Here is a 20897-nt window from a genome sequence, read left to right as displayed (position 1 = left end):
GATGAATGCTCTGATCGATATCCTGCGCGCCCGGCTCGGTTCGGGTGGGATGCTCACCGATCCGACCGATACCGAACCGTACTGCAGCGACTGGCGCGGGCTCTATCACGGCCGCACCCCGGCGGTGTTGCGCCCGGCGGATACCGAGGCGGTCGCGGCTTGCGTGCGCGCCTGCGCCGAGGCGGGGGCTGGCATCGTGCCGATGGGCGGCAATACCAGCATGGTCGGCGGTGCCGCCGTCTCCGAGAACGGCCACGAACTGGTGCTGAGCCTGTCCCGCATGAACCGCATCCGGGCGATCGACCCCGTCGACATGACCATGACGGTCGAGGCGGGCGTCACGCTGAAGGCGGCCCAGGACGCGGCCCGCGAGGCAGGTTGCCTGCTGCCGCTGTCGATCAGTTCGGAAGGGTCGGCGCAGATCGGTGGCGTGCTGGCGACCAACGCCGGCGGCAACAACACCGTGCGCTACGGCAATGCCCGCGAACTGGTGCTCGGGCTGGAGGCGGTGATGCCGGACGGCACGGTGTTCGAAGGCCTGCGCCGGTTGCGCAAGGACAATACCGGCTATGCGCTGCGCCAGCTGCTGGTGGGTTCGGAAGGCACGCTCGGCATCATCACCGCGGCGGTGCTGCAGCTCAGCCCGCGCCCGCGCCAGGTCGAGGTAGCGCTGTGCGCGGTAGCCAGCCCGGAGGCGGCGCTGGCGCTGTTCACCGCATTCCGGTCGGCCGATCCCTCGGCGATCCAGGCATTCGAATACATGTCCGGCACCGGCATGGGGCTGGTGAATAGGCTGATCCCGGATGCCGCCTTGCCGCTGGCAGAGCCGGCGCCGCACTACGTGCTGGTCGAGCTCGCCAGTGCCCGTGACGACGACAGCCTCCGGACCTTGCTGGAAAGCGTGCTCGGCGAGGCGCTCGAGGAGGGCCGCGTCCTGGATGCGGTGGTCGCCGAGAGCGAGACCCAGCGCCTGGCGATCTGGAAGCTGCGCGAGGAACATGCCGAAGCCCAGAAACGCGCCGGCGGCAACGTCAAGAACGACGTCTCGGTGCCGGTATCGCGGGTTCCGGAACTGATCGCGCGCGCCACCGAGGCCTGCGAGCGGCTGATCCCGGGGATCCGGGTGGCGCCGTTCGGCCATCTCGGCGACGGCAATATCCATTTCAACCTGGTGCAGCCGGACGGCGCCGACCGGGTGGCGTTCCTGGCGCGCGACCATGAGATCATGGATACGGTCGCCGCCATCGTCCGTGACCTGGACGGCAGCTTTTCCGCCGAGCATGGCGTCGGCAAGCTCAAGCCCTACATGATGCCGTCCTGGCGCGGCGGCGCCGAGCTCGAAACGATGCGCCGGATCAAACATGCGCTCGATCCGAAGGGCATCATGAACCCCGGCAAGGTGTTGCCCGAAGCATCCCCCCCGACATGATCGATCGCGTCGAGAGCCTGCACGTCTATCCGGTGAAGGGCATGCGCGGCCGGAGCCTGGTCTCGACCGGGGTGGCCAGGCACGGCATCGTGCATGACCGGCGCTGGATGGTGACCGATCCCGACGGTGCATTCCTGACCCAGAGGCAGGTCGCTCGGCTGGCACAGTTCGACGCGCGGGCGGACGAGGCCGGCCTGACCATGCGCCACGGCGAGCGTAGCTGCCTCGCCGCTATTCCACCCAAGGGCGCCGACCGCATAACGGTGACCATATGGAACGATGTGATGTCCGCGGTGCGGGCCGATGCGGCATCCGAAGCCTGGCTGTCGGACGCGCTCGGACGAGCGTGCCGGCTGGCCTACATGGACGATCCTGACATGCGGCCCATAGACCCGGAGTTCGCCGAACCAGCCGACCATGTCGGTTTCGCGGACGGGTATCCGTTGCTGGCCGCCAACGACGCGTCGCTCGCGTCCCTGAACGCAGCGCTCGATCATCCGGTGGGCATGGAGCGGTTCCGTCCGAGCGTCACGATCTCGGGCCTGCCCGCATGGTCGGAGAATAGTTGGCTGCTCCTGCGCATCGGCACGATGATGTTCCGCGCGCCGAAGCCGAGCACCCGCTGCGTCGTCATCACCCGCGACCAAGTGACCGGCGAGACACCGCATCCCGGCGAGCCGTTGCGGACCCTGGGCCGGATCAACCGGACCGAGGACGGCATCGTGTTCGGCGCCAACCTGATCCCACTCGCACCCGGCACGCTGGCCGTGGGCGACACAGTCTCGGTGCTTCAGGAAACCTGAAGGCTGGCGTGTTCGACGCAAGAATTCCGAATTGAGCTCATACATCCTATCAAGTGTTATTCAGAAAGCATTGCTGCTCTGCGCGGCATTTATCAGATTATACTGTGTAAGAAGAAGCATCCCAAGGATAGGAGGGGATCGAGCGTCCAGTTATTGCGATCCCATAGGTAGGAAGATAAACTACTTGCCTTAGCGTAGTTATGTAAATCACCACTGAGCGTCTGGGCACCCTACGTTGAAGTTAGCTTTTCGCGCACTTCTGTCGAACCTGTTGAACGTCGCGCTGACAATGATCTTGTCGACAATACTCGTATCGATCAGCAGTAATTTTATGAGTTTCCCACGCGGGCTGCCAGCACTAATAGCAGATCGTCATGCGTCCAATGTTGGACAGGTTCTTTTCATTATCGCAATCATGATCAGCAGTTTGCTCTCTGGCTATGTCTGCCTCAATTTTATTGGGGCCGGTTTTCTAGTTTCCGGCCTTCTACCATGCGTCGGTGTTGCCGGCAGCCTGCTCTTGCATCAGTTACTCACTGGTCCATCCGCAGTCGATGACGTTCCTAAGACATTAAAAGTCCTTTGTTTTGTACTATCGCTTTTTCTCGGCATGGCAGGCGCCTATATCCGGTTGAAGTTGCATGAACGACGGACCATGCCGCCCTCCTGATACGTCAACAGTGTAACCCGCCAACGCCCTGCACCGGTATTATCTACATCAGCCGCTTCCAAATCCGCGCTGCAAACTCCAGCATCAACTCACGCTTGGAACGGTTACGCCATTCCTCATACCCGATCGAATAAGCAGTCTCGATCTGGCTGCGCAACATCGCTTCCACGGCATCGGCGGTTTCGTGGCCGAGCACGATCGCGTCGATCTCGTTGTTGTAGTGCACGCTGCGCCAGTCGAAGTTCGACGAGCCGATCGCGGTGAACACACCGTCGATCGTCGACGCCTTTGCGTGCAGCATCGCGTCCCGTACCTCATGGATGCGCACGCCGGCTCGCAGCAACCGGCCGTACAGGGCGCGTGCCGCATGCACCGCCGCCTGGACGTCGCTGTAGCCCGGGAGCAGCAGATCGACCTCGACACCGCGTCGGGCAGCACGCGCCAGCAGCTTCCATTCCCGGTGCGACGGCACGAAATAGCCGGTCGTCAGCACGATCCGCGATCGTGCGCCCCTGATCGCCGCGCGCATCGCCTGGTTATAGAGCGGCCGGCGCTCCGCCGGTGCGCTGCCGGCCACGCGGATATGCTGGTTGCCCCGTGCCGCCGGCCCAGGGTCGTCGCGCCCGCGCAGCGGTGGCGACTGGCCGCCGCCCTGCGTGTCCCATGTATGGAAGAACAGCGCGTGAACCTCGGCTACCGCCGGGCCTTCGATCCGCACGCCGTTATCGATCCAGAAGGCATGGTCGGCGTCCGGCCCGCGGCCGACCGACGCCGGCGTCTCGTACACCTTCGACATGTTGGTGCCACCCATCACCGCCACCCGGCCATCGATCACCGCCAGCTTGCGATGGTTGCGATCGTTCATGCGGATGTCGAAACGGGCCTTGAACGGGTTGATCGAATGATATTCGAGCAGCCTGACGCCGGCCCGGCGCAGGCGGTCGAAGGCAGCATCCTCGGTGCTGCCGGAGCCGATCGCGTCCCAGGTCAGCGCCACCTCGACACCGCGCCGGGCGGTGCGTTCCAGCAGCGTAAACAGGCTGCGGCCGCCGAGCGTCACGTCGTCGACGGTATAGTATTCGAGATGGACGTGCTCCTGCGCCGCCTCGATGGCGTCCATCACCGCATCCACCACCGCCGCCCCGTGCGGCAGCAGCGTCACCCGGTTGCCGTCCAGGATCGGACATCTGGACACCGGGCCGTGCAGCCGACGATGGTGGGCCAGCAGCGCGTCCCTGCCCATCCGCCGTGAACCCTTACCCACCACGGGTCACGTTCCGTTCCATGTTGCCGTCTTTTGCCGGAACGCCATGGAGGGTAGAGAGAGGCATGATTGCGCCTTTCCTGACCAGGCTGGACCGGTACGTGCTGCGACAGTTGCTGGCAGCACTGCTCGCGACCACCGGCGGACTGGCGGCCCTGATCTGGCTGACCCAGTCGCTGCGCTTCGTCAGCCTGGTCGTCGACCGAGGCCTGTCGTTCAGGGTGTTCGTACAGCTGACCAGCCTGCTGATCCCGAGTTTCGTTGCCGTCATCCTGCCGATCACCACCTTCGTTGTCGTCCAGTTCGTCTACCAGCGCCTGGCCACCGACCGGGAGCTGACGGTCATGCGGGCCGCCGGCCTGCCGCCCTCGGCGATCGCCAGGCCGGGCTTGTACTGCGCCGGCATCGCGGTCGCGCTCTCCTACGTCCTGAACATCTGGATCGTTCCGGCGAGCTATCACAGCTTCCGCGAATACGAGTTCGAGATCCGCAACAAGATGGCCGCCTTCCTGCTCCAGGAAGGGGTATTCACGCCGGTCTCGCCGACCATGACGGTCTATATCCGGACGCGCGACCGGGACGGGACCCTGCACGGCATCCTGGTCCAGGATGATCGCCAGAAGAACAGCCGCGCCACCATCCTGGCCGAGCACGGCCACCTTGAGTCCAGCGGCGACGTGCCGCGGGTCGTGCTCTATAATGGGTCACGCGAGGAAATCGACCGGCAGACGGGCCGGCTGAACGTGCTAACCTTCGCGCGCAACACGATCGACCTCGCCGCAAGCTCCAAGGACGACGACATCCGTTACCGCGATGCCACCGAGATGTCGTTGAACGAGCTGATGCACCCCGACCCGCGGTTCGTGCAGGCGCGCGATGTCGGCAAGTTCGCGGTCGAGGCGCAGCGCCGTCTCAGCTCCCCGCTGACCGCGTTCTCGTTCGCCATGGTGGCCCTGGTGGCGGTGCTGTCCGGGGCGTTCTCCCGGCATGGCAACATCGCACGCCCGCTGGCGGCCATCATGACCGTGGTCGGGCTGCTTGCCCTGGGGCTGGTCGAGCAGAGCGTAGCCGCCCGCACGCCTGCCCTGATTCCGCTGATCTGGCTGCAGGCGATCCTGCCCGGCCTGATCTGCTGCGGGATGCTGTTCTGGCCCGAGCTCGGGTTGAGCCGCCGCGCCGCGCCGTCCAATGCACTCGCCGCAGAGTGACCCGGTAGATGCCTGTCGCCGTCACCCTGTCCCTGTACGTCGCGAGGCAGTTCACCCTCGCGGTGCTGGCCATGGTGGCCTCGCTCACCGGCCTGGTATCGCTGTTCGACTTCATCGACCTGCTGCGCCGCGCGGCGACCCGTCCCGACGTCCCAGCCAGCCTCGCGGTCGAAATCGCTGCCCTCCATCTGCCGTATTTCTGCATCGATATCCTGCCCTTCGGTGTACTCCTGGGCGGGATCGTATGTTTCTGGAGGCTGACCCGTTCGTCAGAGCTGGTGGTGGCACGTGCAGCCGGCATCTCGGCCTGGCAGTTCCTGGCGGCGCCGCTGGCGTGCGCCATGGGGCTGGGGCTGGCCGCGACCACCCTGCTGAGCCCGCTCTCGTCGGCTACCTACTCGAGGGCGGAAGTGCTGGACAGCACCTACCTGCGCAGTGCCGGCGGCTCGCTCAACCTGTCCGGCGGACAGCTCTGGCTGCGGCAATCCGACTCGGGCCTGACACCGGGCGGAGTCGCCATCCTGCACGCGCAGAAGGTGGTGCTGAAAAAGGGCGTGCTCGACCTGCAGGGCATCAGCGTGTTCCGGCTGGATGCGAAGGACCGGCTGCTGCGCCGGGTCGAGGCGAGTGATGGCCGTCTCGGCGCTGGTGCCTGGATCTTTCACGGCGCCAGCAGCATCGCGCCCGATCACCTGCCCGAGAAGGTGGGCGACATCAGCCTGCCCACCGACCTCACCGTGAACCGGGTGCAGGAGAGCTTCGCCGCTCCGGACACGCTGTCGGTCTGGTCGTTGCCCGGCTTCATCGCGCTGCTGGAGCGGTCGGGCTTCTCCACCATCCGGCACCGGCTGCACTTCCAGGAACTGCTGGCGCTGCCGCTGCTGGCCGGCACCATGGCCCTGGTATCGGCCGGCTTCTCGATGCGACCGGTCCGGCGCGGCGGTGTCGCGCGGATGATCGGCAGCGGCATCGCCGCCGGATTCGCGCTATTCACCATTTCCAAGATCGCCGAGCAGTTCGGTCAATCCGGCGCGCTGCCTCCGATCATGGCAGCCTGGGCGCCGAGCGGCGCCGGGCTGTTGCTTGCCATAACCCTCTTGCTTCACCTGGAGGACGGCTGATGCGCCGCTTCGCTGCTCCCGCTCTCCGAACCCCATGCCCCTGCGCCACGGGCGCACCACTCCCCAGGCGCCTGTGGCGATCGCGTACCATCATGGTGGTGGCGGGACTGTCAGGCATCGCGCTCGCCGGCGCGCCTTTCCAGGCGGCCCGGGCCCAATTCTCCATGCCGAGGGCGGGCGCCGGCAAGGGCGCGCCGCTGGCCCGCAACGAGCCGGTGACGTTCCGGTCCGACGATGTCAGCTACGACAGCAAGGGCGGCCTGGTCACCTGGACCGGCCATGTCGAGATCTGGCAGAACGACCACATCCTGCGGGCCGACAAGGTCACGTTCGACCGCAATACCAACGTGGCCGCCGCATCCGGCCATGTGGCGATCGTCGAGCCGGACGGACAGGTGCTGTTCTCGGACTATGCCGAGCTGACCCAGGGCCTGCGCGAGGGCGTCATGACCAACATGCGCGCCCTGCTCGCCATGAACGGCAAGCTGGCGGCCAATGGCTCGCGACGCACCGACGGCAAGGTCAACGAGATGTCGCGGGCCGTCTACACGTCCTGCAAGATCTGCGCGCAGCATCCAGAGCGTCCGCCCTTCTGGCAGATCCGTGCCTACGACGCGACCGACGACCTCGAGCATCACCGCATGGAATACCGCGACATGTATCTCGACATGTTCGGCGTGCCGGTCGGCTACCTGCCGTTCTTCTCGACCCCCGATCCGTCGGTGAAGCGCCAGAGCGGCCTGCTGCTCGGCGACATCTCGCCATCCGACAAGCACCTCGGCACCTACATCACGCTGCCCTATTTCTGGGCGGTCAACCGCAGCACCGACATCACTTTCGTGCCGCTGATCTCGAGCTCCACCGGTCCGCAGCTCACCACCCAGTATCGTGAGCGGTTCAACACCGGCATCGTCCACCTGACCGGCGCCGTCGCCTACGATACCAACGACCAGGGCGGCTACTACTCCGGCACCAACTATATCGCCCCCTCGAACGACAAGGGGCTGCAGGGCTACCTGTTCGCGCACACCCAGTTCAGCCTGAACGAGAACTGGCGTTACGGCGCCGACGTCAACCTGGCCAGCTCGGCCAACTACATGCGCGACTACCGCATCACCGGCTACGGCGCCGACGTGCTGGGCAGCAACCTCTACCTCGAAGGCTTCGGCGTCGGGTCGTATTCGCGGATCGACAGCAGCTTCTACCAGGGGCTTAACACCGGCGTCATCAACCAGAGCGAGCTGCCGTTCGTGCTCCCGCGGTATCTCTACAGCTACATGGGTGAACCCGACGCACTCGGCGGCCGGCTCAGCGTCAACACCAACGACTTCAACATCTATCGCCCGAACGGCAACTCCGACCAGCGCCTGCAGCTCAGCCTCAACTACGACCGGCCGTTCCGCAACGCGCTCGGGCAGGTGTTCGTGGTGACCGGGCACGTGGATAGCGAGCTCTACAAGGCGACCAAGCTCGACCTGCTTCCTGCCTACAGCACCGTCAACGCCGCGACGACCATCCAGGCGCTGCCGACCGTCGCCGTGAAGATGAACTGGCCGTTCCTCAAGACACTGAAGAACGGCTCGGTGATCGTCGAGCCGATCGTCCAGCTCATCGCGGCGCCGAATTCGGGCAACAGCACCACCCGGAACCGCCCGAACGAGGACAGCCTCGATTACGAGTTCACCGACACCACCCTGTTCTCGCTGAACCGCCACGAGGGCGTGGACCGGCTCGATGGCGGGATGCGGGCCAATGTCGGCCTGCACGCGAACTGGACCTTCAACAACCACCAGATCGATGCTCTGGTCGGCGAGAGCTACCAGGAGCACATCGACCGGAACCAGTTGCCGAACAGCGGCCTGGGGACCCACGCGTCCGATATCGTCAGCCGGCTGAGCTTCACGCCGACCAGGTGGCTCGACTTCACCGCCCGCGACCGGATGGACCATAATTCGGGCCAGACCCGCTTCGCCGACGGGCTGATCACCGCCGGGGTGCCGCTGCTCTCGGTGACCGGCGGCTACATCTATAATTCCAAGAGTTACTATTACTACTACAACAATAATCCCTATACCGTGGGACCGCCGGCGGCGTATTTCGTGCCGACCAACGAGGCCACCCTGGGCGCATCGAGCACCTACAAGGCCTATCGTGTGTCGGCCTATGGCAGAAGGGACCTGGCCTCCAACCGGTTCGTGGCGCTGGGCGCCGATCTCGCCTACACGAACGACTGCTTTATCTTCGACGTCGCCTTCAACCGGCGCTACACGACCATCAACGGGGACAGTGGGGATACGTCGATCCTCTTCACCCTTACCTTCAAGACGCTCGGCACCTTCCCGGTGAACGGCTGAGTGGCAGACCAGGGACATCCCATGAGCTTCAGGCGCTTCACCCTCCCGGCCCTGGCCGCCTTCGCCAGTTGCAGCCTGGCGACCTCCGGCGTGGTGACGTCGGCCAGTGCGTTCGCCTCCCCGCAGCCCCATCATGGGCATGCGGCACCGGCCGGCACCGGCATCGCTCCGGCTGCCAAGACGCCGGATGCGGCCCAGCCGCAGGACGAGATCATCGCGGTGGTGAACGGCCAGATCATCACCCGCCGGGATGTCGCCGATCGTGGACGGCTGTTCGCGCTGTCGACCGGCCTGCCGATGAACGACGAGGTGCTGTCCCGGCTGCGCCCGCAGATCACCCGCCAGCTCATCGACGAGAAGCTGCGCATGCAGGAAATCCAGCAGCGTCACATCAACGTCCCGCTCGAGCAGATAGCCGCCTCGATCGGCGATATCGAGAAGCGCAACAACATGTCGCCCAACGCGCTGCGCGACCGGCTTGCCCAGGACGGCGTCTCGCTCACCACGCTGATCGACCAGATCCGGGTCCAGCTCGCCTGGACCGGCGTATTGCGCGAGCAGCTCGGCGACCGCTCGCGGGTGAGCTCGGCCGACATCCACCAGCGGCAGGCGTCCCTGCACAGCGAAGCCGGCCAGCCGGAGTACCAGATCAGCGAGATCTTCGTGCCGGTCGACGACCCGAAGAATGCCGCCGACGCGCTGAAGTTTTCCACCACGATCATCCAGCAGTTGCATGACGGCGCCCCGTTCGCGATCGTCGCGGCGCAGTTCAGCCAGAGCCAGACCGCGCTCGATGGCGGCTCGCTGGGCTGGGTGCAGGCGGACAACCTCGACCCCCAGGTGGTCGCGGTCGCCAAGGAGATGCCGATCGGCGCGGTCAGCAACCCGATCCGGGTCGCCGGCGGCTATGAGATCATCACCCTGTCCGGCCGTCGCCAGATCGGTCGCGAGATGGCGACGATGATGGATCTGCGCCAGGCCTTCATCCCGTTCACCACCCCGCTCAACCCACAGGCTCCGAGCCCGCAGCAGCAGGAGGCGTTGCAGAAGGCGACCGCCCTGTCCAAGAGCGCGCATAGTTGTGCCGACCTCGAGGCCGCCAACAAGAGCTTCGGCGAGAAGCGCCCGAGCAATCCCGGCAGCGTGCAGCTGAGCCGCCTCAACCCGCAGATGGCGAACGTGCTGGCGCCGCTCGCGACCGGCGTCGCCAGCCATCCGCTGGTATCCGGCGATGGCATCGACGTGATCATGGTCTGTGCCCGGACCGAGAAGAACCTCGCCGACCGCAGCACCGAGGAGATCGCCGACCAGCTCCTGAACGACCGCGTCGAGCTGGTCTCGCGCCAGCTGAATCGGGATCTGCACCGCAAAGCCACCATAGACATGCGCTCCTAGGCGAACGCTCGGGACCGCTACTGTGCCGGCGATCCGACGCGGCTTTCTGCGCTTCCGGTGCTCACGGCCAGGAGGCCGCTCCGCTCCGGTTCTCGATAGCCACGACGGGCGCTTCGCTCTCACTCGGCACAGCGCAGTCCCAACCGTTCGCTGCACGGCCGGTCAATGAAGGGTTTACCAGCCGGCCTGCCGTCGTTGCGGGAGGTGCTTTCGCGGCATGGGCTGGATGCGCGGAAGTCGCTGGGGCAGCATTTTCTGCTGGATCCGGTGCTGCTTGGACGGATCGTGGCGCAGGCGGGCGATCTGGATGGTCGACATGTGGTCGAGGTAGGGCCCGGGCCCGGTGGGCTGACGCGGGCGTTGCTGGCGACGTCGGCCGAGACCGTCACCGCGATCGAGATCGATAGCCGTGCGGTGCTGGCGATCGAGGAACTGCGGCAGGCGGTGAACGGCGCGGAAGGCGACCGGCTGCGGCTGATCGAGGACGATGCGATGCGGCTGGACCTGGCATCGCTGGTGCCGGAACCGCGCCAGATCGTGGCCAACCTTCCCTACAATGTCGGCACGCCGCTGCTGATCGGCTGGCTGCGGCAGGCGGCTTCGTGGGAACGGCTGACGCTGATGTTCCAGATGGAGGTCGCCGAGCGGATCGCCGCCGCCCCCGGTGCGGACGCCTACGGACGGCTGGCGGTGCTGGCGCAGTGGACCTGCCGCGCGGACCTGCTGATGCGTATTCCACCCGGGGCGTTCCTGCCGCCGCCCAAGGTTTTCTCTGCCGTGGTCGGGCTCATTCCTCATCCCGTGCAGCCGCCACCGGACCTGTTCCGGTCGATGGAGCGGCTGACCGCGGCCGCCTTCGGGCAGAGGCGCAAGATGCTGCGCGGCTCGCTGAAGTCGGTCGGCGGCGAGGCGCTGCTGGATCGTGCCGGGATCGATCCGCAACGACGGGCCGAAACGCTGTCGGTCGAGGAATTCGATCGGCTGGCGCAATTGCTGTAAGGCCCCACCAGGCAACCCGCAGAGTGCTATACCGTAATGATTACGGGCAAACGCGGGAGACTATGCTGGACACGGTCAGAACGGCATCCAAGCGACGTGCAAACCGTGCCATCGGGATCAGACAACGCTCTGTAAAGCGATGGCGGACTGTTATGCTGGGGCTTGGAGTCCTGGTCTGCAGCGGTGCCGCTGCGGCACCGGGATCTGCGGCGACTCCTGACCTGCCGGGCCTGGTGTCGCCCGTCACGTCCGAGCATCACGTCGGCAAGGTCATATTCGCCGAACTGGTCACGCCGAACATGGCCGCGGCAAAGCGGTTCTACGGCTCGATGTTCGGCTGGACGTTCCGCGACATCCCGGCAAGTTCGGGCCTGTTCGCGCAGGCGTCGCTGAACGGCGACATCGTCGGCGGAATCCTGCAACGGAAGATGCCGCCAGGCCGGCGTCCGGCGTGGCTGACGTTCATCTCGAGCGGTACCGCACCGGACAGTGTCGACCGGCTGAATGCGATGGCGATGCAGCAAGGCGCCAAGGTGCTCGTGCAACCGCATGACATCGCCAACTTCGGTCGCGGGGCCCTGCTCGCCGATAGCCAGGGTGCGGTGTTCGGGCTGCTTGCCTCGAGCAGCGGCGATCCGGCGGATGTGCAGGCCGATCCCGGCGAGTGGATCTGGAGCTCGCTGATCACCACGGATCCCACGGCGGATGCCGGGTTCTACAAGAGCCTGTTCGGCTACGACGTATTCACGCTGCTGGATGCCGGCGACGCGCAGCACCTGATTGTCGCATCGGACGGCTTTGCGCGGGCGAGCATCAACCCCCTGCCCTCGGACCGCCCCGGGGTGCATCCGCGATGGGTGAATTACATCCGAGTTGCCGATGCTGCTGCAACGGTTGCCAAAGTCACGGCGGCCGGCGGCCAGACCGTGCTGGCACCGAGGGTGGATCGGCATGGCAGCACGATCGCCCTGGTGGCTGACCCGGAGGGCGCATTGTTCGGGCTGATGGAATGGCCCGAAGACGCAGCAGCGGAGAGCGCGAAATGACCGCTTTCGGCTCGAAGCTCCCACGGCTGGCTTTCGCGGTCGCCCTGCTTGCCGCACCGCTCGGGGGATGTGCCGTCGGCGGGTATGATGGCGGCTATGGCAATGACGGTTATGGCGCCGGCTACTACGACACCAGTGGTGGTGGATATGGCGGGTACGGCGGCTGGGGTAGCGGCTACCGGGTCGGTCCGTATCGCGGCGGCGGCGGCCGGGGTGGCTTCGGCGGCGGACATGGCAGCGGACGGTCGATCCCCGGGATCCCGAACGGTCCACGCGGCGGCGGCGGGTTCCATGGCGGTGGCGGTGGCTTCCACGGCGGGGGCGGTTCACGCGGTGGTGGCGGGCATGGTGGCGGTCACGGTGGCCGCTGATTGCTGATCCTGCCGCTGCGGCGGCCTGTGCGGAAACGCTCAGGCGGACTCTGACGATTTGAGCGTCGTCGTCAGGCAGACCGAGGTGTCGCCTTCGTCCGGAAGAAGCAGGTGTGGCTCTAACCGATCCGGTCAGGCTGATCCTGACCTGATCGGCTTACCCCGCGTTCCGGTCCGCGGCCGACCGTTGGGTACGTGGCAGAGAAGCTGCCAGGTCTTCCAACTACTGACCGCAGGCCAGACCGGCGTAGTACCGCACGCCTTGCAGCCAGGCGCTCGAACCCTCCTGCGACCGCGACCACAGGAACGGACCGCTGTCGCGGCGACCTTCTGCACCGGAAGCTTCCACCCAGGCAAAATTCAGGTGATCGCGTCTCCGCGGGGCAAAGCGCTTTCGTCACGCTGTTTTAATCGATGGCAGGATATAGTTCGGGCGATTGTAAGCGAGCTTGAATCCCGCCCTCTCGATGTTGCGGTATGACGCAAAGACGTCTCCGTGACCTGGAGCTGGGCGAAGTGCACCGATGTTGAACGTGCGTACCCCCGCCTTCCTACCGTCCTCGAGGCGACGCGCGAGTAACGCCGTTTGAGCTCCTCGATTCCTGTAGTCGGGTCTGACGGCGGCAATGAACAACCAGCCCCACTCACCGTCGATAAACAACGCCGCAGCTCCGACGGGAACGGATCCTTCGTAAGCCAGATAGGCTGTCAGACCGGGCCGGCCGATGGCGAAGGTAGCCAGCCATGATGCAGCGGCGGGAGCTTCGAGCCCTTCCGATAAAACACCACCAAACTCCGCCGCATTTTCGAGCCCGACCGTACCGACATGAATACCTGACGAGCGCGACAGGTCGGGCATATCGGTCGCGTCCATATGAAATATGGCAATGTCCAAGGGAAAACGCTGAAATCGGTTGGCGAGCAGAATGCCGTCAACTCTTGTATCGCTTCCCTCAGCTGGCACCATCAACAACGACCGCTCGCAGCAGGCAAGTCCGAGCCAATCGGCTGCTGCTGCAACAGATGATGCGGTCAAATCACCGTCGAGGCCGAAGGAGAATACTTTGTTGAACTGTGCGCCGGGAACCCCCAGGGCTCCCTGATACAGGGTCGATCCAACCTCTTTGTATTGGATCCCCAGCGTGTCGACCAGATCAGGCGGCGCAGCATGGGACAACAGGCGCCATGCTTTACGCTGCACAGCCTCCGACCTCACGATTATGGACCGGGTATCGGGCAGGGGATCTTTCATGAGGATCTCATCATTCAATGACGCTCCAAGTGATGAACAAATCGCACGATATCGATCCTTATTCCAGAACCACAAGGAGCCGGTCTGTCGGCACCCAACGATAGGCGGGCATCCGCAGCATTGCCATTCGCTGTGTTGCTAAGCCGCAGTGGCCTGATTATGGATGACAGCTTCTGAGCGAGCGGATGGAGCTATTTTGAAAACGACAACTTACTGCATCAGTAATGATATCGCCGTAACCGTCCATGGTTCCGAGACCCATGGTCGCACGCCTTGGATCATCCTGTGCCACGGATTTTGCGGCATCCAGGAGATCCTGCTGCCAGCGTTTGCGGAGGCATTCGCGGCAGCCGGATTTACATCGGTTACCTTCGATTACCGCGGTTTCGGCAAGAGCGGCGGTGAACGCGGCCGGCTCGTTCCGGCGATGCAGATCGAGGATATCCAAACGGTGATAGCATGGACAAAACAGCACACCGCTCATGATGAAGACCGCATCGGACTATGGGGCACTTCGTTCGGTGGCTGCCATGTCGTGTCAGCTGCAGCCAACAACCCCGACATTAGTTGCGTCGTGACGCAGCTGCCGTTCGCCGACGGAGAAACTATCGTCACGGGCAGGATGTCGTCGGAGGAAAAGCTGGGCTTCATCGCCACGCTCGACAAGATGGAAGCAAAACGGCGTGATAGCGGCAAGGAAATGTTTGTCGGCATCACACGGGTTCTTAACGATGATGAGTCGAAAGCGTTCTTCGAAGCTTACAAGGACGAATTTCCTGCGATGAACGTCAAGATACCCTTTCTGACCGTTCGTGAGACCCTGCTCTACAAGCCAGCTATCGCCGCAAGAGACGTGGTTTGCCCGGTGCTGGTAGTTGTTGCTGAAAAAGACACCGTGAACCCGCCGGAACAAGGCCAGGCCCTTTTCGATGCAATCGGAACGCCTACCAAAGCTTTGCATAACGAAACGGGAGCCAGGCATTATGATATTTATTCTGGCGCGCATTTTGATAATGTCGTCGCTGCAGAGATCAGCTGGTTCAAGACGCATCTCCAACCGGTGAGCCTATAGAAGTCTACCAGCTGTATATCGCGATCTACCGCACATACACCGTTTCGGTTTGGGATATGGGTGGCTAGAAACCAGTCACGGGTGACGCGCGATTATCACAAGTGCCGCAGCAGACCGCTCATCACAACTGCGCAGCCGGTGGACGATATGCGCATCGAGAAATGCGCAATCTCCCTCGAACGACGTCAGTCGCCGGTCCGCGATCTCCAGTTCGATGCTGCCTGACAGGACTGGCAGGCTGACGTGACTGTCCCGTTCACGAGACGTCATCGAAATCGATGGCGAGAACGTTGTAATCTTACTTCCAGCGTGGCGCTTTGCGACCGGGGTCGGAGTATTTTCACGCGCTCCCTCTTGCTTCGCTCAGCTGGTCAGCAGCGGAGGCGCACAAGTTCTTCGTCGCAACCGCCCTCCGGTCGATGCTGGGGAAAGGCCGTCCCTTTGATCGGTCATTCCATCCATCATCAAGAACCGGAGCGGAACAACAACCATACCGCCATGTCTATCGACGCTCCGCTGCGCTCGCGGCGATTATCGGGTGGTTGGTGACAAGTATGTCGATCGGCTCGCTGGTCACGACCTTCCGGTAGTCGGCTCGTGTCGGTGAAACTCGCTGGATCGCGTGCGGATCCATCGTGTCGGCGAGCGCATCGCGGGTGTTCAGCATATCCGTGATCACCACCGCCTTCATGGCATGTGCCCGCTGGAACAGCCCGGGCGGGAGATCGCGTGGAATATAGGCCGCGAAACGGCGGCCGCCTGCCATGGTGCGGTAGAGGTCGAGATCGCTGTTCGATCTGACCAGCACGGACACCAGCACCTTCGGATCGGCCGCGAAGGCCGCCTTGGCAAGTGCCGGGTCGAACGTCAGCAGCAGCACGCGCGACGTCATCCGGTAGCGACGCACGAGCATCATCACCCGCTCCGGCGGCGTCTGCTTGATGTCGAGCATCAGGAGAGCACGCGGATCGGCGTGGCTCCAGGCCAGCACGTCCGACAGCAGCGGCACGTGCTCGGCGGTGACCGTGCCGGACGCGTTGCGCAGGTGGCGACGGCGCAGTTCCCGATCGGACAGGTCGGACAAGCGTCCCTGGCCGTCGGTGGTGCGGTCGATGGTGGCGTCGTGCATCATGGCGATGGTGCCGTCACGGGTAAGGCCGAGGTCCATCTCGAGCATGAACCGCCCGTGCAGTTCGGTGTTGCGCATGGTCCGCAAGCTGTTTTCCGGTTGCTCCGGCGTGGTCCAGCTTCGATGGGCACAGACGATCGGGCCCTGTCGCAGGCTGATCGTCAGCGTGCGCGCCGAGGCTTCGTTCGACAGCAGCAGGACGAACCCTGCAAGACACGCGGTACGGAGGCTCAGCTTTCGGCGGGGTCGAGGGACACTGCGTCCTGTCATAGAGCCGATGTCGTCAATCCGCATCGACCCGCTCCAATGCCTGCATATCCACGGCCGCTCGTTCCGCATCGATCATGTAGTCCCGTGCTAGTGGCACGGCGTCGATACGGCGGGTGAGCTGGATCTGGAAATTCATAAATCCGCGCCGGCGGAACGCCACTTCGGATCCGGCGAGATAAAGCTCGAACATGCGGCAGAAGCGTTCGTCGTAGAGCGAGGCGATCACGGTGCGATTTGCCGCGAAGCGTCGCCGCCAGTGCGCGATGGTTTTGGCATAATGGAGCCGCAGCACTTCGCAGTCGGTCATCCAGAGGCCGGAGCGCTCGATCGCGGCGAACGTTTCGCTCAGTGCCGGCGAATAGCCGCCCGGAAATATGTATTTGTCGAGCCAGGCGTTGGTGGCGCCGGTGCCCTCGGAACGTCCGATCGAATGGACCAACGCGACGCCGTCATCGACCAGCATCTCCCGGAGCCGGGTGAAGAAGGTAGAGAAATGACCGACCCCGACATGCTCGAACATACCCACCGAAACGATCCGGTCGAACCGTTTTTCGATCGAACGGTAATCGACCAGTTCGAACCGGACGCGGTCGCCCAGCCCTTCGGCCTCGGCGCGGGCGCGTGATTCCGCAAGCTGTTCCGTGGACAGGGTCACGCCGGTGACACGGGCGCCATAGTCGCGGGCGAGGGTCAACGCGAGCCCGCCCCAGCCGGAACCGATATCCAGCACTTCGAGCCCGGGACGATCGAGCAGCAGCTTGGCGGCGATATGGTGTTTCTTGGCGTCCTGCGCCTCGTCCAATGTTTCGTCGCCGCGCGGAAAATATGCACAGGAATATTGCCGGTCGCGATCCAGGAACAGGCTGTAGAGCCGGCCATTGAGGTCGTAGTGATGCGCCACGTTCCGGCGCGAGCGTGACGCCGGGTTGTGCTGGGTCCAGGCCTTCTTCAGTTCGCGCAGCCTGGAGGCAACCACCACGCCGGGATGACCGCCATTGGTGGCATTCATCATGAACACGTCGATCAGGTCATACAGCGTGCAGCCGACCGGACGGATGGTCCCGTCCATATAGGCTTCGCCGAGCAGCAGCCCGGGATTGAGGATGAGGTCGAGTTCGACCTTCCGCGTCAGGATTTCCATCGCCACGTGCGGCGCGCCGTGGCCGTAGGAACAGGTACGTCCGTTTGCGAAACGGATATCGACCCGGCCGTCCCTGATGAAGCGCCGCAGGATCAGGTCGAGCAGGATGGACATGCTTCGATCTCCCCGCAGCCGATCGGAGAATGACCGACCGGGGCTATACCGTCAAAGGCCGGGAGCCGCGTTCGCATGCACCGTCCCTCCAACGTGAAACGGCCCGGACTTGAGGTCCGGGCCGTTCCAGTCGTTCCGTTCGTTTCGCCGATCGTCAGGCGGTCTCGTCCAGCTCCGGATCAGCCTCGTCGAGGCCGCCGCCGAAGACCGGCAGGTCGGTGTCGTCATCGTCGTCATCGCGGCCGACACGCTCGCCACGTGCCTGGCGCTCGGCCTCCTCGGGGGAGCGAGCGACGTTGGCAACGACGCGGATGGTCACCTCGGGATGCAGCACGACGCGCACGTCGGCCAGGCCGAGCGTCTTGATCGGGTGCTCGAGCTGGACCTGCGTCCGGTTGATGGTGAGGCCACCTTCCGCCGCAGCGACGGCGATGTCGCGCGGGGACACGGAGCCATACAGGCTGCCGCTGTCGCCGGCCTGACGGATGATGACGACGGTAAGGCCGCTCATCCGCTCGGCGAGGCGCTCGGCCTCCTCGCGGCGCTTGATGTTGGTCGCCTCGAGCTGGATCCGCTCGCCTTCGAAACGCGCGCGGTTGGCATTGTTCGAGCGGATCGCCTTGCCCTGGGGCAGCAGGAAGTTACGGGCATAGCCCGGCTTCACCTTAACGATTTCGCCCATCTGGCCCAGCTTCTCGATGCGCTGGAGCAGGATCACTTCGGTTGCGGACATGGAATGCGCTCCCTCAGCTCAGGATGTAGGGCAGCAAGGCAAGGAAGCGGGCACGCTTGATCGCCTGGGCGAGCTCGCGCTGCTTCTTCGCCGAGACGGCGGTGATTCGGCTCGGTACGATCTTGCCGCGCTCCGAGAGGAAGCGGGACAGCAGGCGCACGTCCTTGTAGTCGATCTTCGGCGCGTTCGGGCCGGAGAACGGGCAGGACTTGCGACGGCGATAGAACGGCCGGCGGGCGCCGACTGCTGCGCGCCGGCCGGCGGGGCCGGCGTCTTCTTGAATGGTCTGTGACATGATGCCTTACTCCGCCTCGGCCAGCTCGGACCGCGGGCCACGGGGTCCACGCTCGCCGCCGCGCTCGGGGCGCTCGCCGCCTTCGTCGCGGGCCCGGAATTCCTCACGGTCGTCATAGCCGCGCTTGCGGCCGCTATCGAAGCGTCCGGCGGGCTTGGGACCACGGAAGCCGCGCTCGCGATCGTCTGCCTTGCGGCTGAGGATGGCCGACGGCGCCTCGTCGATGGCGTCGACGCGGATGGTCAGGAAGCGCAGCACGTCCTCGTTGAGGCTGAGCTGGCGCTCGATCTCGTTGAGCGAGGCCGGCTTCGCGTCCAGGCCGAGGAGCATGTAATGCGCCTTGCGGTTCTTCTTGATGCGGTATGCGAGGCTGCGAAGCCCCCAATACTCGCGCTTCTGGATGGAGCCTTCTTCGCCTTCGAGCTGGGTGGCGATGACGTCAGCGAGCGCTTCGACCTGCTGCTGCGTGACGTCATTGCGGGCAATGATCGTGCATTCATAAAGTGGCATGGGTTCTCCCTTCGGATGCATTCAACCCGACCGTCCGGGGAAATCCTCGGGGTAGGCGCACCGCGCAAGGCGGGGCATGGGTATAGCCGGGGCGATGCCACTCGCTCCGGCAGGGAACGCGGGGGTGGACCACGGATCGGCGTGCCCCGCAAGAAAAAACGTGATTCCGGGTGGCTCGGTCAGGTGGCCGGGATGGTGTGCCGGAACATGATCCGCCGGGCCGCATCGTCCATTTCGGCCTTGAAGACGTGGCGGTCCTTGAGGGCAAGCGCGCGGATCGCGGCCGGGCGCGCGTTGATCTCGTCGAGCAGGCGCTTCAGGTTCGGCAGCCTGCTCCAGACCTCGTCCCCGCCAAGCACGCGCGGCACCATGCGCAGCCATCCCCAGACCGACATGTCGACGATCGTATAGGTGTCGCCCAGCATATACGGCCGGTCGGCAAGATGGGCTTCCAGGATGCCCCAGTGCCGCTCGGCCTCGAACGAGTAGCGGGTGAGCGCATAATCCTTCGGCTCCGGCGCAACGTGCCGGAAATGCACGGCCTGGCCGGAAAACGGACCAACCCCCGTCGCCACGAACATCAGCCAGGACAGCAGGTCGCCACGCGCCGCCGGCGAGCTCTCGGGCAGGAACCGGCCGGTTTTCTCGGCGAGGTAGAGCAGGATGGCGTTGCTGTCGAACACGGTTGCGTCGCCATCGACGATGCAGGGCACCTTGCCGTTCGGGTTCAGGGCGACGAACGCCGCGTCGAACTGCGCGCCGGTGCGGGTATCCACGGGGATCGGCTCATACGGGAGGCCCGCCTCCTCCAGGAACAACGCCACCTTCATCGGGTTCGGCGCCAGGCTGTAATAGAACTGGATCATGGGTCGGGTTCTCCTGCTGGGAACGATGAGTGAAGGGGCCGCATCGATTAGCCTGGTTCCGAACTCGAAACATCATCCGTGATGGCTGCAAGAGGGGTCCGGCCAACCATACACCTTGTCAGGACGTCGCCTCGACCGACCAGGTCGCGGACAGGACCAGCAACGAGGTCTCCAGTGCGGCGATGACGGCATCGAGTTCCGCCTCGCTCGCCGTGGTCGGAACCAGGATGGCGGCCAGCTCGACCTGCTCGCTACTGCTGGACCGCATCTCGACCTCGCGCACCGGATAGTTCGCCCGGTCCAGCTCGACATCCAGCAGATCGCGAACATCGGAGACGTCGCGCGGGTGGCAGGTGACATGCACCATGTATTTCGCCTCCGTCACCTCTGCGCTGAGCGGACGGCGATTGACCCAGTTCACCAGCGGCCGCAGCAGCGTATTGCCCGCAAGCACGAAGCCGCCGAGCGTGGCTGCCTCCAGGTGCAGGCCGCTGCCGGCCAGCGTGCCGACCGCCGCCGAGCACCAGAGCGTGGCCGCGGTGTTGAGGCCGCGGATGTTGGTACCGTCCTTCAGGATCACGCCGGCGCCGAGAAAGCCGATACCGGAAATCACGTAGGAGATGATGCGGGTCGCCCCGTCCGCACCCAGCAGGCGCATGCCGAGGTCCGAGAAGGCGGCGGCGCCGACCGCGACCAGCACGTTGGTGCGCAGTCCGGCACTCCGCTGCCGCCACTGCCGCTCCAACCCGATCAGCGTGCCCAGAAGGAAGGCGGTGGTGTAGCCGGCGAGCGTGTGCGCGTAGGCGCTCGACAGGAAGCCGGACCACCAGCCGGACAGTTCGGGATAGCTCACCA

General features: G+C 64.7%; 21 protein-coding genes. 11 read left to right on the top strand and 10 right to left on the bottom strand.

Annotation, left to right across the window (positions count from 1 at the left end):
- Window position 1 precedes the first annotated feature (1 nt).
- The 3 genes from HN018_RS05830 to HN018_RS05820 all read left to right on the top strand — a co-directional run bounded on the left by HN018_RS05830 (window position 2) and on the right by HN018_RS05820 (window position 2902).
- Window positions 2-1429 carry an FAD-binding oxidoreductase gene (locus tag HN018_RS05830; RefSeq protein ID WP_171834620.1) on the top strand — a complete coding sequence of 476 codons (1428 nt, stop codon included), beginning with the start codon at window positions 2-4 and terminating at the stop codon, window positions 1427-1429.
- Window positions 1426-2232 (top strand): MOSC domain-containing protein, encoded by an 807-nt coding sequence (locus tag HN018_RS05825; RefSeq protein ID WP_171834619.1) that lies wholly within the window; start codon window positions 1426-1428, stop codon window positions 2230-2232. Before HN018_RS05830 ends, HN018_RS05825 begins: the two co-directional genes overlap by 4 nt.
- A gap of 271 nt (window positions 2233-2503) precedes the next feature.
- Window positions 2504-2902 (top strand): hypothetical protein, encoded by a 399-nt coding sequence (locus tag HN018_RS05820; protein ID WP_171834618.1) that lies wholly within the window; start codon window positions 2504-2506, stop codon window positions 2900-2902.
- 43 nt (window positions 2903-2945) lie between these two features.
- On the opposite strand, the gene HN018_RS05815 is transcribed toward HN018_RS05820, so the two are convergent.
- Window positions 2946-4166 carry a phospholipase D-like domain-containing protein gene (locus tag HN018_RS05815; RefSeq protein ID WP_171834617.1) on the bottom strand — a complete coding sequence of 407 codons (1221 nt, stop codon included), beginning with the start codon at window positions 4164-4166 and terminating at the stop codon, window positions 2946-2948.
- Between the two features lie 65 nt (window positions 4167-4231).
- Here HN018_RS05815 and lptF point away from each other — a divergent pair, with 65 nt between their 5' ends.
- The 7 genes from lptF to HN018_RS29060 all read left to right on the top strand — a co-directional run bounded on the left by lptF (window position 4232) and on the right by HN018_RS29060 (window position 12660).
- Complete coding sequence (gene lptF / locus HN018_RS05810; protein ID WP_239479042.1) at window positions 4232-5374, top strand: LPS export ABC transporter permease LptF; 1143 nt, start codon at window positions 4232-4234, stop codon at window positions 5372-5374.
- Window positions 5375-5382: 8 nt separating this feature from the next.
- Window positions 5383-6495, top strand: coding sequence for an LPS export ABC transporter permease LptG (gene lptG, locus HN018_RS05805; RefSeq protein ID WP_171834615.1), 1113 nt, complete (start codon window positions 5383-5385; stop codon window positions 6493-6495).
- Window positions 6495-8849 carry an LPS-assembly protein LptD gene (locus HN018_RS05800; protein WP_171834614.1) on the top strand — a complete coding sequence of 785 codons (2355 nt, stop codon included), beginning with the start codon at window positions 6495-6497 and terminating at the stop codon, window positions 8847-8849. The genes lptG and HN018_RS05800 overlap by 1 nt, the downstream gene beginning before the upstream one ends.
- 21 nt (window positions 8850-8870) lie before the next feature.
- On the top strand, window positions 8871-10244 hold the full coding sequence (locus tag HN018_RS05795; protein WP_171834613.1) for a peptidylprolyl isomerase: 1374 nt from the start codon (window positions 8871-8873) through the stop codon (window positions 10242-10244).
- A 165-nt stretch (window positions 10245-10409) separates the two neighbouring features.
- Window positions 10410-11243, top strand: coding sequence for a 16S rRNA (adenine(1518)-N(6)/adenine(1519)-N(6))-dimethyltransferase RsmA (gene rsmA, locus HN018_RS05790; protein ID WP_171834612.1), 834 nt, complete (start codon window positions 10410-10412; stop codon window positions 11241-11243).
- 152 nt (window positions 11244-11395) lie between these two features.
- Window positions 11396-12289, top strand: coding sequence for a VOC family protein (locus HN018_RS05785; RefSeq protein WP_171834611.1), 894 nt, complete (start codon window positions 11396-11398; stop codon window positions 12287-12289).
- Window positions 12286-12660: a hypothetical protein gene (locus HN018_RS29060; RefSeq protein ID WP_171834610.1), complete on the top strand. Its 375-nt coding sequence runs from the start codon at window positions 12286-12288 to the stop codon at window positions 12658-12660. The genes HN018_RS05785 and HN018_RS29060 overlap by 4 nt, the downstream gene beginning before the upstream one ends.
- 397 nt (window positions 12661-13057) lie before the next feature.
- On the opposite strand, the gene HN018_RS05775 is transcribed toward HN018_RS29060, so the two are convergent.
- The gene (locus tag HN018_RS05775; RefSeq protein ID WP_171834609.1) at window positions 13058-13912 is read right to left on the bottom strand and encodes a GNAT family N-acetyltransferase; all 855 of its coding nucleotides are present in this window, start codon (window positions 13910-13912) and stop codon (window positions 13058-13060) included.
- Between the two features lie 163 nt (window positions 13913-14075).
- Between HN018_RS05775 and uilS the strand changes: the two genes are divergently transcribed.
- Window positions 14076-14984 (top strand): UilS family quorum-quenching N-acyl-homoserine lactonase, encoded by a 909-nt coding sequence (gene uilS / locus HN018_RS05770; RefSeq protein ID WP_204259683.1) that lies wholly within the window; start codon window positions 14076-14078, stop codon window positions 14982-14984.
- Between the two features lie 75 nt (window positions 14985-15059).
- Here uilS and HN018_RS05765 read toward each other — a convergent pair whose 3' ends face one another.
- The 8 genes from HN018_RS05765 to HN018_RS05730 all read right to left on the bottom strand — a co-directional run bounded on the left by HN018_RS05765 (window position 15060) and on the right by HN018_RS05730 (window position 20895).
- Window positions 15060-15254, bottom strand: coding sequence for a cupin domain-containing protein (locus HN018_RS05765; protein ID WP_172443459.1), 195 nt, complete (start codon window positions 15252-15254; stop codon window positions 15060-15062).
- Between the two features lie 232 nt (window positions 15255-15486).
- A complete protein-coding gene (locus HN018_RS05760) occupies window positions 15487-16407 on the bottom strand; it encodes a glycerophosphodiester phosphodiesterase family protein (RefSeq protein WP_171834608.1) in 921 nt (306 codons plus the stop codon).
- Entirely contained in the window at window positions 16397-17638 is a 1242-nt protein-coding gene (locus tag HN018_RS05755; protein WP_171834607.1) for an SAM-dependent methyltransferase, read from the bottom strand. Before HN018_RS05755 ends, HN018_RS05760 begins: the two co-directional genes overlap by 11 nt.
- Window positions 17639-17792: 154 nt before the next feature.
- Complete coding sequence (rplI, locus tag HN018_RS05750) at window positions 17793-18371, bottom strand: 50S ribosomal protein L9 (protein WP_171834606.1); 579 nt, start codon at window positions 18369-18371, stop codon at window positions 17793-17795.
- Window positions 18372-18384: 13 nt separating this feature from the next.
- Complete coding sequence (rpsR, locus tag HN018_RS05745) at window positions 18385-18666, bottom strand: 30S ribosomal protein S18 (protein ID WP_171834605.1); 282 nt, start codon at window positions 18664-18666, stop codon at window positions 18385-18387.
- A 6-nt stretch (window positions 18667-18672) separates the two neighbouring features.
- A complete protein-coding gene (rpsF, locus tag HN018_RS05740) occupies window positions 18673-19176 on the bottom strand; it encodes a 30S ribosomal protein S6 (protein WP_171834604.1) in 504 nt (167 codons plus the stop codon).
- Between the two features lie 179 nt (window positions 19177-19355).
- On the bottom strand, window positions 19356-20042 hold the full coding sequence (locus tag HN018_RS05735; protein WP_171834603.1) for a glutathione S-transferase family protein: 687 nt from the start codon (window positions 20040-20042) through the stop codon (window positions 19356-19358).
- Window positions 20043-20160: 118 nt separating this feature from the next.
- The gene (locus HN018_RS05730) at window positions 20161-20895 is read right to left on the bottom strand and encodes an MgtC/SapB family protein (RefSeq protein WP_239479040.1); all 735 of its coding nucleotides are present in this window, start codon (window positions 20893-20895) and stop codon (window positions 20161-20163) included.
- Between the last annotated feature and the right edge of the window lie 2 nt (window positions 20896-20897).

Source organism: Lichenicola cladoniae, assembly GCF_013201075.1.
Classification (GTDB): domain Bacteria; phylum Pseudomonadota; class Alphaproteobacteria; order Acetobacterales; family Acetobacteraceae; genus Lichenicola; species Lichenicola cladoniae.
The sequence above is the reverse complement of the archived record's forward strand: the minus strand, read 5'-3'. Positions and strand labels throughout refer to the sequence as shown.

Bases quoted from the DNA above. Each gene is read 5' to 3' on its own strand.
- rplI (WP_171834606.1), bottom strand. From the start codon at position 18,371: ATGTCCGCAACCGAAGTGATCCTGCTCCAGCGCATCGAGAAGCTGGGC.
- HN018_RS05760 (WP_171834608.1), bottom strand. From the start codon at position 16,407: ATGCGGATTGACGACATCGGCTCTATGACAGGACGCAGTGTCCCTCGA.
- lptF (WP_239479042.1), top strand. From the start codon at position 4,232: ATGATTGCGCCTTTCCTGACCAGGCTGGACCGGTACGTGCTGCGACAG.
- rpsR (WP_171834605.1), bottom strand. From the start codon at position 18,666: ATGTCACAGACCATTCAAGAAGACGCCGGCCCCGCCGGCCGGCGCGCA.
- rsmA (WP_171834612.1), top strand. From the start codon at position 10,410: ATGAAGGGTTTACCAGCCGGCCTGCCGTCGTTGCGGGAGGTGCTTTCG.
- HN018_RS05775 (WP_171834609.1), bottom strand. From the start codon at position 13,912: ATGAAAGATCCCCTGCCCGATACCCGGTCCATAATCGTGAGGTCGGAG.
- HN018_RS05795 (WP_171834613.1), top strand. From the start codon at position 8,871: ATGAGCTTCAGGCGCTTCACCCTCCCGGCCCTGGCCGCCTTCGCCAGT.
- HN018_RS05785 (WP_171834611.1), top strand. From the start codon at position 11,396: ATGCTGGGGCTTGGAGTCCTGGTCTGCAGCGGTGCCGCTGCGGCACCG.
- HN018_RS05755 (WP_171834607.1), bottom strand. From the start codon at position 17,638: ATGTCCATCCTGCTCGACCTGATCCTGCGGCGCTTCATCAGGGACGGC.
- HN018_RS05765 (WP_172443459.1), bottom strand. From the start codon at position 15,254: ATGACGTCTCGTGAACGGGACAGTCACGTCAGCCTGCCAGTCCTGTCA.
- HN018_RS29060 (WP_171834610.1), top strand. From the start codon at position 12,286: ATGACCGCTTTCGGCTCGAAGCTCCCACGGCTGGCTTTCGCGGTCGCC.
- lptG (WP_171834615.1), top strand. From the start codon at position 5,383: ATGCCTGTCGCCGTCACCCTGTCCCTGTACGTCGCGAGGCAGTTCACC.
- HN018_RS05830 (WP_171834620.1), top strand. From the start codon at position 2: ATGAATGCTCTGATCGATATCCTGCGCGCCCGGCTCGGTTCGGGTGGG.
- HN018_RS05800 (WP_171834614.1), top strand. From the start codon at position 6,495: ATGCGCCGCTTCGCTGCTCCCGCTCTCCGAACCCCATGCCCCTGCGCC.
- HN018_RS05735 (WP_171834603.1), bottom strand. From the start codon at position 20,042: ATGATCCAGTTCTATTACAGCCTGGCGCCGAACCCGATGAAGGTGGCG.
- rpsF (WP_171834604.1), bottom strand. From the start codon at position 19,176: ATGCCACTTTATGAATGCACGATCATTGCCCGCAATGACGTCACGCAG.
- HN018_RS05825 (WP_171834619.1), top strand. From the start codon at position 1,426: ATGATCGATCGCGTCGAGAGCCTGCACGTCTATCCGGTGAAGGGCATG.
- uilS (WP_204259683.1), top strand. From the start codon at position 14,076: ATGACAGCTTCTGAGCGAGCGGATGGAGCTATTTTGAAAACGACAACT.